Source organism: Clostridia bacterium (genome assembly GCA_026414765.1).
Taxonomy (GTDB): Bacteria; Bacillota; Clostridia; order Acetivibrionales; family DSM-27016; genus SKW86.
The window spans coordinates 25,291-39,915 of sequence record JAOAIJ010000042.1 but is presented as its reverse complement, the minus strand read 5'-3'; the positions used below and the strand labels follow the sequence as shown (position 1 = coordinate 39,915).

16 protein-coding genes and 1 tRNA gene are annotated in these 14,625 nt (G+C 36.7%); 13 read left to right on the top strand and 4 right to left on the bottom strand.

All coding sequences use genetic code 11. The features are described 5' to 3' along the window. Nucleotides 1–50: 50 nt before the first annotated feature. The 9 genes from N3I35_15525 (at nucleotide 51) to N3I35_15485 (ending at nucleotide 8,084) form a co-directional block, all read left to right on the top strand. Nucleotides 51–1,199, top strand: a complete 1,149-nt coding sequence (locus N3I35_15525) for a PLP-dependent aspartate aminotransferase family protein (protein MCX8131488.1) — start codon at nucleotides 51–53, stop codon at nucleotides 1,197–1,199. Nucleotides 1,200–1,212: 13 nt separating this feature from the next. Further along, on the top strand, nucleotides 1,213–2,355 hold the full coding sequence (locus N3I35_15520; protein MCX8131487.1) for an aminotransferase class V-fold PLP-dependent enzyme: 1,143 nt from the start codon (nucleotides 1,213–1,215) through the stop codon (nucleotides 2,353–2,355). Nucleotides 2,356–2,486: 131 nt separating this feature from the next. Continuing rightward, nucleotides 2,487–3,374 carry a hypothetical protein gene (locus tag N3I35_15515; protein ID MCX8131486.1) on the top strand — a complete coding sequence of 296 codons (888 nt, stop codon included), beginning with the start codon at nucleotides 2,487–2,489 and terminating at the stop codon, nucleotides 3,372–3,374. Between the two features lie 235 nt (nucleotides 3,375–3,609). Then, on the top strand, nucleotides 3,610–4,056 hold the full coding sequence (locus tag N3I35_15510) for an NfeD family protein (GenBank protein ID MCX8131485.1): 447 nt from the start codon (nucleotides 3,610–3,612) through the stop codon (nucleotides 4,054–4,056). Between the two features lie 27 nt (nucleotides 4,057–4,083). Then, a complete protein-coding gene (locus N3I35_15505) occupies nucleotides 4,084–5,019 on the top strand; it encodes an SPFH/Band 7/PHB domain protein (protein MCX8131484.1) in 936 nt (311 codons plus the stop codon). Between the two features lie 85 nt (nucleotides 5,020–5,104). After that, on the top strand, nucleotides 5,105–5,722 hold the full coding sequence (locus tag N3I35_15500; GenBank protein MCX8131483.1) for a TetR/AcrR family transcriptional regulator: 618 nt from the start codon (nucleotides 5,105–5,107) through the stop codon (nucleotides 5,720–5,722). 81 nt (nucleotides 5,723–5,803) lie between these two features. After that, complete coding sequence (locus N3I35_15495) at nucleotides 5,804–6,658, top strand: ABC transporter ATP-binding protein (GenBank protein MCX8131482.1); 855 nt, start codon at nucleotides 5,804–5,806, stop codon at nucleotides 6,656–6,658. Between the two features lie 29 nt (nucleotides 6,659–6,687). Then, nucleotides 6,688–7,380 (top strand): ABC transporter permease, encoded by a 693-nt coding sequence (locus N3I35_15490; GenBank protein ID MCX8131481.1) that lies wholly within the window; start codon nucleotides 6,688–6,690, stop codon nucleotides 7,378–7,380. Nucleotides 7,381–7,385: 5 nt separating this feature from the next. Further along, nucleotides 7,386–8,084, top strand: a complete 699-nt coding sequence (locus N3I35_15485; protein MCX8131480.1) for a hypothetical protein — start codon at nucleotides 7,386–7,388, stop codon at nucleotides 8,082–8,084. A gap of 31 nt (nucleotides 8,085–8,115) precedes the next feature. Here N3I35_15485 and N3I35_15480 read toward each other — a convergent pair whose 3' ends face one another. From N3I35_15480 to N3I35_15470, 3 genes are all read right to left on the bottom strand, one after another. Beyond that, entirely contained in the window at nucleotides 8,116–8,898 is a 783-nt protein-coding gene (locus N3I35_15480; GenBank protein MCX8131479.1) for an OmpA family protein, read from the bottom strand. A 27-nt stretch (nucleotides 8,899–8,925) separates the two neighbouring features. Beyond that, a complete protein-coding gene (locus N3I35_15475) occupies nucleotides 8,926–9,729 on the bottom strand; it encodes a motility protein A (GenBank protein MCX8131478.1) in 804 nt (267 codons plus the stop codon). 239 nt (nucleotides 9,730–9,968) lie between these two features. Continuing rightward, nucleotides 9,969–10,286 carry a hypothetical protein gene (locus tag N3I35_15470; protein ID MCX8131477.1) on the bottom strand — a complete coding sequence of 106 codons (318 nt, stop codon included), beginning with the start codon at nucleotides 10,284–10,286 and terminating at the stop codon, nucleotides 9,969–9,971. A 153-nt stretch (nucleotides 10,287–10,439) separates the two neighbouring features. Between N3I35_15470 and N3I35_15465 the strand changes: the two genes are divergently transcribed. The 3 genes from N3I35_15465 to N3I35_15455 all read left to right on the top strand — a co-directional run bounded on the left by N3I35_15465 (nucleotide 10,440) and on the right by N3I35_15455 (nucleotide 13,000). Continuing rightward, nucleotides 10,440–10,994, top strand: a complete 555-nt coding sequence (locus N3I35_15465) for a hypothetical protein (protein MCX8131476.1) — start codon at nucleotides 10,440–10,442, stop codon at nucleotides 10,992–10,994. Nucleotides 10,995–11,085: 91 nt separating this feature from the next. Then, nucleotides 11,086–11,541, top strand: coding sequence for a PH domain-containing protein (locus tag N3I35_15460; GenBank protein MCX8131475.1), 456 nt, complete (start codon nucleotides 11,086–11,088; stop codon nucleotides 11,539–11,541). Continuing rightward, nucleotides 11,528–13,000, top strand: coding sequence for a PH domain-containing protein (locus tag N3I35_15455; GenBank protein ID MCX8131474.1), 1,473 nt, complete (start codon nucleotides 11,528–11,530; stop codon nucleotides 12,998–13,000). The genes N3I35_15460 and N3I35_15455 overlap by 14 nt, the downstream gene beginning before the upstream one ends. A 131-nt stretch (nucleotides 13,001–13,131) precedes the next feature. Here N3I35_15455 and N3I35_15450 read toward each other — a convergent pair whose 3' ends face one another. After that, nucleotides 13,132–13,323 (bottom strand): zinc-ribbon domain-containing protein, encoded by a 192-nt coding sequence (locus N3I35_15450; GenBank protein ID MCX8131473.1) that lies wholly within the window; start codon nucleotides 13,321–13,323, stop codon nucleotides 13,132–13,134. Nucleotides 13,324–13,555: 232 nt separating this feature from the next. Between N3I35_15450 and N3I35_15445 the strand changes: the two genes are divergently transcribed. Continuing rightward, a tRNA-Met gene (locus N3I35_15445) sits at nucleotides 13,556–13,632 on the top strand. Nucleotides 13,633–14,625: the final 993 nt, after the last annotated feature.

Here is a 14,625-nt window from a genome sequence, read left to right as displayed (position 1 = left end):
TTTATTATTAGCACAAAGCGTTAAAATCAGGGTATAGGAGGTATAAATACATGGGAAAAAGCTCTCTTAATATAGAAACCAGGCTTGTTCATGGGGATAAAGGTTTTGATCCGTATACAGGAGCAATCAGTTATCCTATTTATCAGAGTGCTACTTTTAGACACCCAGGTCTAAACCAGACTACGGGTTATGATTATTCAAGACTTCAGAACCCTACGAGGGAGGAGCTGGAAAACACTCTTGCTGTACTGGAAAATGGAAAAGCGGGTTTTGCTTTCTCTAGTGGTATGGCTGCTATTTCTGCCTTGCTTGAAATTTTTTCTCCAGGAGATCATATCATAGTTTCTGATGACCTCTATGGAGGGACTTACAGATTATTCGAGGAGATATGTAAAAAACATGGTCTTGAATTCTCTTATATTGATACAAGTGTGAAGGAGAATTTGAAGAATGCGGTAAAGGCTAATTCAAGGGGTATTTTTATAGAAACGCCCTCAAATCCTATGATGAAGGTTACTGATATTCAGTTTGCAGTAGAAATCGCAAAATCACATAAGATGATCACTATAGTTGATAATACCTTCCTGACACCGTATTTCCAGAAGCCTATGGATATGGGTGCTGATTATGTAATACATAGCGGGACTAAATATCTGGGAGGACATAATGATACTCTTGCGGGTTTTATTGTAGTCAAGGATGATGAAAATGCTGAAAGGATAAAACTGGTACAAAAGTCGGTAGGAGCTGTGCTGGCACCTTTTGACAGTTGGTTGATACTGAGGGGAATTAAAACTCTGGCAGTAAGGCTGAACAAGCAACAGAAGAATGCTTGTGAAATAGCAAAATGGCTGAACTTAAATAAGTCGGTTGAAAGAGTACACTATGTAGGTTTGACTGATCATGAGGGATATGAGATTTCTAAAAAACAGTCTTCAGGCTTCGGTGCAATGATTTCTTTTACGGTAAAAGATTATGAAACAATAAGCCGGGTTTTGGAAAAGGTCAGAGTAATCTCATATGCAGAAAGCCTTGGAGGCGTTGAAAGTCTGATTACTTATCCTATTCTCCAGACACACTCTGCAATACCTAAAGAGTTGAGAGAAAGACTCGGGGTAGATGAAAAGCTGCTGAGGCTATCGGTAGGAATAGAAGATACCGGAGATTTGATAAATGATCTGGAACAAGCATTAGCGTGAGGAGGATGGTATTATGAAGTTTGGTACAAGATTAATCCATAATGGCAATGAGATAGATAAACATACAGGGGCTTTAAGCATACCGATTTATCAGGCATCAACGTATCACCAGGAGGATGTGGATACGCCTCAGGAGTACGATTACTCGCGATCGGGAAACCCCACAAGAAAAGCATTGGAGGATACGATAGCAAAGCTTGAAGATGGTGACAGGGGTTTTGCCTTTGCTTCTGGAATGGCTGCAACTTCGTCAATTCTCTCTACATTTTCTGCAGGTGATCACATAATATTATGTGAAGATGTCTATGGAGGAACTTTCAGGGCTGCAACAAAGATATTTAACAGATTTTCAATAGATAGTACTTTTGTGGATTCGGGTGACCTCAATCAGATCGAAAGCTATATTAAGAAGAATACCAAGGCTGTTTTTCTGGAAACACCTTCTAATCCTTTGCTAAAAATAACAGATTTGAAAGGTACCATCAAACTGGCAAAGGAAAAGGGGCTATTGGTTATTGTTGATAATACTTTTATGTCCCCATACCTTCAAAGGCCGATAGAGCTGGGAGCAGATATAGTAATCCACAGCGCGACCAAGTTTCTGGGTGGTCATAGTGATGTTGTAGGCGGGCTTGTAGTTGTAAAGGGTGAAGATCTTTCACAAAAGGTTTACTCCATACAGAATGGGTTTGGTGCTGTTTTAGGGCCACAGGATTCCTGGTTGTTATTGAGAGGCATCAAAACATTGAAAGTGCGAATGGAATACCAGCAGCAAAATGCTTTTAAACTGGCACAGTGGCTGGAAAAACAGCCGGAGGTAAGCAAAGTATTTTATCCGGGGCTGGACAGCCACCAAGGGAGAGATATACACTTTTCACAAGCCGAAGGTGCAGGTGCGGTGTTGTCATTTAAGACTAAAGAAGTGGATACTGCAAAGGCCTTTATGAGAAATGTCGGATTGGCAGCTGTGGCTGTGAGTCTTGGGGGTGTCGAAACCATAGTTTCCTATCCTGTAAGAATGTCGCATGCAGCCATGCCGCGTGAAGAAAGGGAAAGGTTAGGCATTACTGATAGCTTGATAAGGGTATCCGTCGGGTTGGAAGACATAGACGACTTAATAGCTGATTTTAAAAGAGCAATTTCTCACTATAAATAATATGGTTTTTTGTTTTCGGTTCCATATGTGATATTTTTCTTATATATATTATAGCATAAAAAATGGTAAAAATACAGTCTGTGAATTCCTGAATAAATCCTGTACTATAAGCAGGAAAGGGGGATTTATGAATGTATTACGGTTTAAATCTAATCAGTTTAGATAAACTGCCAAGAGCTATGGAGCTTCAAGCTGTTGCGCTAAATAACAGGATATATACACTTAATGGCGCATATTCATGCGGGTTTGATATGCCTAATGAATTATATATGTACAACCCTGCTGCGGGATACTGGTGTAAGAAAGCAAATCTTCCCTATGTAAAGAATACATTTTCTTTAGTTTCCTTAAATGCAAAAATTTATGTGGTTGGAGGAAACATAAAGAATAATGATGTGCAATCAGGCAGTATAGAAGAATACAATCCTCGTACAAATACGTGGATAGTGAAGTCAGAGATGCCCTCTCCTATTAATTCTTTTGGTGTAACAGCAATTAACAACAGTATTCTGATTATCGGCGGATATTCCAAAGGATGTTTTACAAATGAGGTATATGAGTATAACCCTGGAAATGGAAAGTGGAGTAAAAAAGCAGATTGGCCGCAAATGGATATGTGTTTGAGTGCTTCTGTAATAGATAATAAAGTTTACACTATTAGTGGAAATGGAATAATTGATGAGTATGATTATTTTGCTGACGTTTGGCATACAAAATCAAAATTGCTTGAGAATAGGCATGATTTTGGGTGTGCAGTATGTGATAATCAAATATATATTTTTGGAGGCTGGGCAAGTGAAAAGAGCAGCTTTAAAGTGGAAAAAATTCTTGATTCAATAGAATTGTATGACCCTAATAGTAATTATCAGGGGATTATTGGAAAGCTTGACGAGCTGAAATGGGGTATGGGAACTGTGAGTATACTGAATAAAATTTATGTTTTGGGAGGATGCTTGACTACTTTTCCTCAAGAGATGTCATTCAGCGATGCTTTATCAGTATATGAAATTAACCATTAGTTAAGGCATTTTATATATTTCTATATAGCATAGCTGGTTTAAACCTGTTTTCATACTGTCATTTACTGCAGTGCAGATATAATAAGATGTTTGTTACCCAAAAAATATAGTATTAGCCATTGAAGGAAATGCAATGTTTTGTGTATAATTTAGTAGTGAGTTTATAAACTTGATAAAGTCGTAGTAAAGGTTTTGCAGTTACTTATGATTGCTGTATTGAAGGGGGAGGATAATTATGCCTGAAGGGATTCCACATTCTGCTTTATGGTTGGTTATCGCTGTAGTGCTGGCAATTATTGAGGCATTTACTCTGGGGATCGTTACGCTCTGGTTTTCAATAGGAGCACTATTTGCCATGATCGGGTCTTTGATAGGACTTTCATTTGTTTGGCAGGTAATAATATTTATTATTTCATCAGGTATACTTCTATACTATACAAGACCGATTGTGGTAAAGTACCTGAAACTCAAGACAGAGAAAACAAATGCGGACAGATTGATAGGAAAAAAAGGTGTAGTAACTGAAACCATCGATAACATAAACGGTTACGGCCAGGTAAAGATATCCGGGCTGGTATGGTCTGCCAGATCTTCTGATAATGATAATATTCCTGCAAATGAAGTAGTTGAAGTACTGGATATTTCCGGTGTCAAGCTTATAGTAAAAAAAGTCAGTGTATAAAAACTGAAAGAACGAGGGGGTAACAAAATGTGGATTATAATTATACTAGCTATAGTTGCACTATTTCTTATTGCAGCTAACGTAAGGGTTGTACCGCAAGCGCATGCCTATGTAGTAGAAAGGCTTGGGGCGTATTTGACTACATGGAGTGTAGGCCTGCATGTGAAAATACCTTTGATAGACAGGATAGCAAAGGCTGTTTCGTTAAAGGAACAGGTGGTTGATTTTCCTCCACAGCCTGTTATTACTAAGGATAATGTTACTATGCAGATTGATACGGTTGTATATTTTCAGATAACTGATCCGAAGATGTATGTTTATGGTGTTGAAAATCCTATGTCTGCTATAGAAAACCTTACAGCAACAACTTTAAGGAACATTATTGGTGATTTGGAGCTGGATGAAACGCTTACGTCCCGCGATACAGTAAACACAAAAATGAGAGCAATTCTGGATGATGCTACAGATCCGTGGGGTATAAAAATCAACAGAGTGGAGCTGAAAAACATAATACCGCCAAAGGAAATTCAGGATGCAATGGAAAAGCAGATGAAAGCGGAAAGAGAACGTAGGGAATCCATTCTCCGGGCTGAAGGGGAAAAGAAATCCGCTATTCTTGTTGCAGAGGGTAGGAAGGAATCAGCAATATTGGATGCAGAAGCTGAGAAACAGGCTGCGATTTTAAAAGCAGAGGCTCAGAAGGAAGCTGCTATCAGATCTGCGGAGGGTGAGGCTGAAGCTATTCTCAAAGTTCAAAAGGCTACAGCTGAAGGACTCAGAATGCTAAATGAAGCCAATCCAAACAAAGCCGTCATTACAATCAAGAGTCTGGAAGCATTGGAGAAGGTTGCAGACGGTAAGGCGACAAAGATTATTATCCCGTCGGAGATCCAAGGAATAGCAGGTTTGGCAACTTCGCTGACAGCTTTGATGGATAAGAAGGGAACTGAAATAGTAGAATAAAATTATCAAACAGCCATAAGGAGTATATCCTTATGGCTGTTTATTTGACATATTGTAAAAAACTTGCTATCATAAAAAAGGGCGGGTGATTTTTATTGTTCAGATAAAAAAGGATGAAGTCAGGAACGCTATACTGTGTGAAGCTGAGAAAGAGTTTATCGATAAGGGGTTTGCAAATGCCTCTGTCAGAAAAATTGTTAAATTGGCAGGGACTACGATCGGGAATTTCTATAATTACTTTAGAAACAAGGAAGATTTGTTTGGTGCTTTAGTTGATAGTGAGTATAAAAAATTTATATATTTTATTGAGAACCATGATAAAGTGGAAAGACCGGACTATCTCTGGCAGATTTCGGATGTGTCGGAATGGCGAAAGGTGCTTCAGCAACTACTAAACAGTGTAATGCCGTCTTTTTCTGACAGATTTGTTTTGCTTATAGAAAGCAGTAAGGGAACAAGATATGAAAACACCCGAATGAAAATGATCGATCTGCTAAAAGATCATTTTGCTGAGCACATGAACGTTAATACATCTATAAATACAGGAGAAGCTTTGGGAGAAATCATTGCTGAGCAGATTCTAAATGGAGTTGTTGCAGTATTAAAGAGGTGTAAGGATGAACAAACCAGAAAAGAACTGTTGGCTGAATATATGCTCCTTCATTTCATCGGTGTAATGGGCCTGCTGGGAAACTGGAAATAGTATTTGATCAGTAGAATGGAAGGGCAAGGAAAATTTTTTTCAAGTAAAAAAGAACATGTGATATTTTATGAGGTGGTATATATGCTAAAAATCAGAAAGCTTGAGTTTTCATATCCCAAAACCGGTACAAAAGCAGTCAAGGGTATAGATTTTGAAATAAGCAAGGGAGAAGTATTCGGCTTTTTAGGACCCAGCGGTGCAGGCAAAACTACTACACAAAGGATTATAATCGGATTATTGAGAGGATATTCCGGAAGTGTAGAAGTGCTGGGTAAGGAAAGAAGAAAATGGGGAAAAGATTTTTTTGAACAAATAGGAGTTGCTTTTGATTTTCCCAACCTGTATCAAAAGCTTACTGCAGCAGAAAATCTTAAGCTAATTGGGGCTTACTATGAAAACGGGACGAGTGATATTGATAGTCTTCTGGATAGGGTCGGTTTACTTCCTGACAGAGATAAGAAAGTTGAAGGTTTTTCAAAAGGCATGAAGATGAGGCTGAATTTCATTCGTGCTATTATGCATGATCCAGAGCTTTTGTTTTTGGATGAGCCTACATCAGGCCTTGATCCTGTAAATGCGAAAATTATTAAAGATATTATTCTTGATTTAAAGGGCAGAGGGAAAACGATCTTCCTGACAACACATAATATGACTGTTGCTGAACAGTTGTGTGACAGGATAGCATTTATTGTAGATGGTAAAATACCTATAATCGACAACCCTAAGGAATTAATGGTTAAGCAGGGAAAAAAAAGAGTAAAGGTCGAGTATTATGATACTGAAGGCTGCAAAGCGTCGGAGTTTGATCTGAACGGACTGAAGGAAAACAGCAGTTTTTTTGAGTTGTTAAAGTCTTGTGAAATAAAAACCATTCATAGTCAGGAAGCTACTTTGGAGGATATTTTTATCAGAATGACAGGAAGGGAACTGATGTAAGTCAGGATACCGGTTACAAGGAGGTAAGTATGAGAGTGTTAAGCGCCGTAGAGGCGGATGTAAGGTTTCAGATTAAGCAAGGTTTTTATGCTGTTTATGTATTTCTGACTTTGGTATATATGATAGTATTAGGCCAAATACCTGATAAGTTTCACAAAATAGTTGTACCGATAGTAGTATTTAGTGACCCTACTATAGTAGGCTTTTTCTTTATAGGTGGTATAGTTATGCTGGAAAAAGTACAAGGAGTTTTAGATTATGTTGTTGTTACTCCTCTTAGATCAATGGAGTATCTTGCTGCAAAGGTTATCTCACTTTCAACCCTTGCTATAATCGCCGGATTTGCCCTTACGGCAATGGTATATAAGGGAAGTGTAAATTATTTTTTGCTGATTGCAGGAGTACTGCTTTCTTCTGTTTTCTTTACACTTTATGGGTTTATTGTTGCAGCAGGGTGCAGGAATATAAACCAATATCTTCTAAAATCCGTTCCGTATATGTTGTTTATAGTATTACCGTGCTTTTCACTTCTTGGCTTTGAATACTCGTGGGTCTTTAGCGTTTTTCCTAGTATGGCTGGGTTAAATATCGTATATGGAGCTTTTAACGGAGTTGAGGCTGCTAGTGCACTGGCTCAGATTTTTTACCTGATTATGTTTGATATATTCATGTTTTTTCTGGTGGGAAAAATATTCAGTGAAAAAATAGTATACGGAGGTTGAACATAATGATCAACTTAGTGCATATGAAGGCCGATTTTAAGCAAATTTTGCGTGAACCTGTAATGATTCTCTTTATGCTTATACCATTGTTCATATTTACCGTATTCAAACTTTTCATTGCCTTTATTATGCCTTTGATTTCCGAGTATACAGGGTTTGATTTTTTTAGATACTACGGATATATACTTACATTTGTTTTTTTAATGTCACCCGGAATGCTGGGAACTGTTGCCGGGTTCTTAATGATTGACGACCGGGATGAGAAGATCTATGAATTAATGTCTGTAACACCTGTAGGATATAAGGGGTATATTGCAAACAGACTTGCTATACCTTTTGCCGGAGGGGTTATATATACATTTATCGGATATTTTGTTCTTGATGTATACTATATAAGTCTTCCTGCTCTTATTTTCATATCAATCCTGTCAGGGGTGGAGGGAATTATCATAAGCTTGCTGCTTTTCAACGTGGCAGATGATAAGGTCAAAGGACTCACTTACTCTAAAGCGCTAAGTGCATCTTTCGTATTTTGTCTGGCAGACCTACTGGGCATAAAGTGGATAAGTATGATTGCAGGATTGTTACCATTTTATTGGATATCAAAAATCGTATACAATCCCGGAGTACTATCCATATCAGCTGCTGCGGCAATTCACGTCTTTTGGCTTGGCACTATCGTGGTTATAAATCGTAAGGCATAGCCTGAGTCATGCAGCGAACAGGAAATTACTGTTATTTGCTAATTACTATATCGATTCTTCTGTTCTTTTGTCTGTTTTGTTCGCTGTCATTAGGAGCTATAGGCTTAAATTCACCATTTCCTGTCGCTGTCAGGCTGGAAGGCTTTAGTGAACAAGCATCAATCAGGTAAAGCACAACATTTGTGGCCCTTTTGGTAGATAATTCCCAGTTTGAAGGGAATAGGGGCGTATTTATGGGTAAATTGTCCGTATGCCCTTGTACAAGTATTTCATTATTCAACTTCTGGAACATTATCCCCATTTTTTTAAGGATATCTTTGCCGGATGGTTTTATTTCGGCACTTCCTGAGTTGAAAAGGATAACCGAATCCAGCCTTAGTATGATCTGATCCTTGTCCTCCAGAATTTTAACATGATCACGAAGTCCAAGTTCAGAAATGGCTTCTTCTATTTCTATTTTTACACTTTGAAGCGCATGTGCGTTTTCTTCATTCTTTTTTTCGTTATCTTTCTCTGGGCCTTCCTTTTTCTTTTGCTCTTCACCTTGCTCTCCAGCAGTTTTTGCATTATCATATGGTGTAATACCTATGACGCTTTTCCCTTTATTATAATCAAACCTTTCACCGTTGCTGACTTTTAAAAAGCTTGAACGGAGGGAATTAGCTATTTCTTCAAATTTCTGTTTGTCAAGTGTAGCCATTGAAAAAAGCAAAATGAAAAATGTGAGAAGGAGTGTAACCAAATCGCTATACGTAACTATCCATTCCGGAGCGCCTTCAGAAACTTCCTCTTCAGTACGATTTCTTTTTCTCATGACATCACTCCTGTCTGGTTACTTGGATTAATTACTTGCGACCTGGTTATTGCTGGGAGCTTCAATACTTGATGAGTAGATTTTTCTTCTATCAGGGGCCAAAAACAGCTTTAGCTTTGATTCGATTATTTTTGGATTTTCGCCTGCTTGAATTGACATAATTCCTTCTATAATCATCTCTCGCTGCTTAACCTCTTCATCACTCTTAAGTTTGAGTTTACCTGCAATCGGATTGCAAACAAAGTTTGCCAGCACACTGCCGTAGAAGGTTGTAATAAGTGCAACGGCCATTGCAGGTCCTATTTTTGAGGGATCGTCAAGAGCTTTTAACAGATTTATAAGGCCTATCAGAGTACCTATCATACCCCAAGCCGGAAAAAGAGTTCCCATGGTTTTAAACAGGGATTGGCCTTTGGCATGGCGCGCACGCATGTTTTCAATTTCCAGTTCCATATATTCTCTTACCAGGTCAGCCTCAATACCGTCAACTACCAGCTGAATGGATTGCTTGATAAAGTCATCGTCAATTCTTTCCAAATCAGCTTCCAGAGCAAGCAGACCTTCACGCCTTGACTTGTTTGCAAGCTCAACTATAAGTGTTATTATTGGTTCCGGAGAATTATCTTTTTTTTGAAAGGCATTTGCTACCACTTTCATGACTTTTGCTATTTCGCCTACTCTATAACTGATAAGCGTAGAAGCTATACCGCCACCAAGAACTATAAAAATAGATGGAATATCAAAGAATGCAAGGAGGCTTCCTCCAAGAAGAATGGAAATTATTGTACAAACAACTCCGAAGATAATTCCTACAAGTGTAGCTATATCCATGATTGACCCCGATTTAAAATAATTATTGTTGATCTTATTGTTTGGAATGCTAAAATATTACATTTTTATCATCTAATTGCTAGTTATTATTAATATAATACAAAATGCGACATAAAGCAATAAAAACTAACTTACTTCTCGTGAAAATAATACATGTTCCTTAATTAATATATTTTTGATTAATATTTAAGTAAAACGTTATTTGAGGATGTATGCAAAAATATGTGATTTATTTGTCATCAGTGAGCTTGGGTGTTTAAGCCGGGATGGACTGCATTACTTGGGCTTATTGCCTTTTGCAGGTCTACCTGACCTATTCCGGAATTCCATTCGTTGAAGTAACACGGATATATGGCTTTACACGAGATGCATTCAATGTATTGTCTGGAATCCTTTTGCTCACGGTTATCAAACATGAAGGGAAGGAATTCATGGCTGTTTTTTATCCCGGGTGCATCTGAATCTATATAATACGAATAAACATATGTTGCTTCATACCTTACTACAAAGCTGGTATTGTTACATAAGGGGCAGATGATTTGCTTTATTGTATCCAAAACAGTAACTCCTTTGCAAATATACGGTTAATAATTATTGTGCCTTTATACAAAAATCGTATGCATTTTCTGTAGTAAGGCATATTTTTACTTAATATTCATAGTGTAATATGTTATATTATTGATAAAGAATTCAACAGGTGAGGTTAACCAATGAAGAAGATATATCTGCTTCTGACTCAGGTTGATTCCCTTATTATGAGGGGTATCAGGCTATATACAGGATCAAAGTACAATCATATAGCTATCAGTATCGATAGCATGAAATCGTTTTATACTTTTGGCAGAAAATTGCTTTATTTTCCACTTGTAGGCGGCTTTATAAGAGAACAGCTGAACAAAGGATTTTACAGGCATTTTAAGAATGTGAGGTGCCTTATATTTTCATTGGAGATTGAGGATGCTGATTATGATAAGCTTAATACCCGCTTGGACGGATTTATTCAAAACAGTGAAATATATAAGTATAATTTAGCTGCATTTTTCGGCATAGTAATAAAAAAACCTATAAAGATGCGAAACAGATATACCTGTTCGGAATTTACTGCTATGCTTTTGCAGGAAAGCGGGATATATGAATTCAGCAAGGATTTATCTCTGATTATTCCTGAGGAATTTTGCAGTATACCGGGTATAGTGCGTGTGTTTGAAGGTAAAATGTCTGAATTTGTCTGTGATAGTGAGCCTTTAGCATATAATGTAAACTAGCCTGTTGTACTGGCGGTACGATGCGTTTGATTAGTATCTCATGTGGAAAAAATTTGCAGATCTAATATATTTGCTATCAGGAGGCCTTTAAATGGAGGAGAATTATACAAAAATCCACCCATCAGCAAAAAAGCTGTGGGTTATTAATGGAGTTATTGCTTCAATAATAATTATGAGCGTATGTTATGTTATAGGCAAATTCACAAGCTATCTTGTCCTTATTCCCGGCGTGGCTATAAGTATTTACATTACTGTAGTGCATCCGTTTTTCGAGTACAGGCAGTGGGCCTACAGAATCTCAGAAAAGCATATTGATTTCATTCACGGAATAGTATTCAGGAAGAGGACCCTGATTCCTGTTTCAAGGATTCAGCATATGGATATAAAACAAGGGCCTTTACAGAAAAAATTTTCGCTGGCAAATATAGCGATTTTTACGGCAGGACAGTCTCATGAAATTGAAGCAGTATTATACTCAGAAGCACAGGAAATAGTAAGCAGTATAAATAAGCGTATAATGAAGGACGAAGAGGATGGAAAACTATAGAAGAAACAACTTTCTTTCGGTTATTGACAGTATTCTCTCCAGTATAATAAAAGTTTTTGTCCCATGGCTCATAATTATTTTAGGACGCTATAAGAATAGGGAGTCTGACTTTCTAAGTCCGGGAGCCATGCTGGCTATCTTTGGCACAATAATTGTTGCCGTTATTATTTATTTTGTTGCTAAATGGTTTAAGAATGTGTACTTCATTAGTGAGAGATTTTTGGTTATAAGAGAAGGTGTTTTTGTTGTGAAAAGCAGGGAAATACCTTTGAGCAAAATACAGACCATAAATATATCCCAGAACATAAAACAGAGAGTATTACACATCGCATCACTGAAAGTTGATACAGGAAACAGCAGTATAGGAATTTCAGAGGTATCAATTACCGTAGGTAAAGCTGAAGCTGAACTCCTAAGAGAGCAGATTCTAAGACTGACACAAAACAGTACGGAAGCAAACTTTGTTACTGAATATGTGGCAGACAGTATCACTAAAGAAAAACAAAAGATCTATACTGTCTCCAATATTGAATTGATAAAAACAGGCATTACTTCAAATGCAGTATTTGCAGGTATAGCTTTTATTGGGTCAATATATACTTTTTTTGATGATATATTATCCACTTTTCTTGATGAGAATATAAGAAAACTGGAAAACTTATTTGGTGGGATAGAATTCAATACTATGTCGGTTTCAACTTTAACCCTGACGATTTCGGCAATAATTTTAATATTTTTGATGTTTTCCTTTACATTTTCTGTATTAGGTACATTTATTAAGTATTACGGTTTTTCTGCTGAAAGGGCAGGGAAGAATATAATAATAAATTACGGGCTTCTTGAGAAGAAAAACTATATATTGCCTATAAGCAAGATAAAGGCAGTGTATATAAAACAGAATCTGTTAAGGCAGTTTTGCGGTTTGAAAGCAATATATGTTGAAAGTATAGGATATGGAAATGAAAAGGGTGAAGAAGCCATATTATATCCTATAACAGGCCAGATAAAGCAAATAGATATTATGAAAAATCTGCTGCCGGAATTTGTATTTGAGGGAAAGCTTATAAAAGTGCCGAAGAGGACTCTTGGAAGATTCATTATATCATCGCTTGCAGTACCGTTTTTATTATTTGCAATTTTGAGTATTCTGTTTGAGTACGGATATTTAAGTATGATAATAGTACTGGTGTTTTTGTTCAGAGGTATTCTTGAATACAAAAATTCGGCAGCCGGTATTGCCATGAATTTGCTTTGTATGAGCAGCAAGGCTTTCGAAAAAACTACATCAATAATTAAAGTAAGGGATATACAATCTACATCGGAGAGAACAAATATCTTTCAGCGTAAAAGGAAGATATTCAATTTTGAGGTATCAATACAAAGCAATACCTTTGGGAAAACAATAAAAGTAAAGAATTTGGATGAGGCCTTAAAGGAAGAGTTTATGGGTTTGGTGTGATAATAGCAAGGAAAGGCGGATAGTATCAAATGTGTAAGCCTATTGCCCAGCAAGTGAATTCATTTTTATTGTTTGAATATGTTGGTTAATATAAAAAGAGTTCCGCTTTTTTAAGCGAAACTCTAATTTTTTTACCACCTGTTGCCAAAACTCTTATTGTTGTTATAGCTGTTATTTCTGCGCTGCTGCTTTTTTGCTGCTCTACAGTCAGGGCATCTCTGCGGTTCGTTTTCGAATCCCTTTTCTTTGTAGAAAGCCTGCTCGCCTTCTGTAAAAATAAATTCGCTGTTGCAATCTTTGCATGTTAATGTTTTATCTGCCATATATATACCTCCTTAATTTATTTGGATTTAACTGATTCTTGACTTCCCACTCCAAAAAAATAAAGAGAGTTATGTTCAAAAATTTATCAACCCATAGTGTTATATAATAGCCTAACTCATATATTATATCATAATTAGAAAAAAAACAAGAAATATTTATCAGTTGATGTATTAATTTTACATTTACTTTTATGATGTAAAAGTGTATTATTATATAAGAACATTTAAATATCGCGGGATGGAGCAGTCCGGTAGCTCGTCGGGCTCATAACCCGAAGGTCGTAGGTTCAAATCCTGCTCCCGCAACCAAATGAAAACTATGATTTTGATACAATCGGAAAGCCCTCATATGAGGGCTTTTTGGCGTTTGGGGGGCAAAAATGAAGTTAATAATAGGCTTGCTACCATTATGATGTTTGGTAAATAATTCAAGAAATGCACACCTGCCTGAAATTTATGGCATAAGGGTGTGCATACTTTTTAGCGGCTTAAGTGATTAGTCGGTTTTCTGCACTATGTCGAATTAAATCATATTATTGCGAAATGGCATGAGTAAATACTAAAAAATAAAAAGTACTTAATACGAATGCTACATAAGGGTTGTGGGCATTTTAAAAAAAGAAAAAAGAAAATATATCCAAAAAAAATATTGTTTTATGATATATTTTCTGCTAAACTAATCAAAGAAATAATTACCAATTAAGGAAATTGGGTATTAATGTGGCAATAATTGTGTCGATTTCTGTCGAGATTTATCGCTAACTACTTAGCAGTTGGTTTTAAGCAAAAATGTAGAAGTCGGCTTAATGTGTGTTTTTAAACTTCTTAAAAGCACTTATCGTACAATAATCGTAGCAATGCTCGTTAGCTGGCGGTAAGGATAATACAGTAAAGACCTTGTAGTTTATTATATACAATAAACGAAAGGGCGAAGCTGTATCTTAAGAAGGAGATTTTTTTGAGATGAGCAAATGGTTTGTATTTCATGTGCAAACAGGAAAAGAACATAATGCCTGTGAGTTTTTAAATTAGTTGTTTGATAAGGAAAAGTCAGTAGCGTTTCTTCCCCAGGTTGAGATAGTGATTAAGAATTCATAATCTATTCGCAAAGAACTAAGACCAATGTTTCCCGGTTATATTTTTACTGATTCAATTTTAAATGAAAGAATTTTTGTAGACCTTGCATATAAGTATGCAAGGTTTTCTAAGTGTATTTTCTATTTACTTGGAGATGGAAATATAATTATGTGAAGCTAAGTGAAGATGAAAAGCGATTCTTGTTGGCTTTTGTAATGATGAATA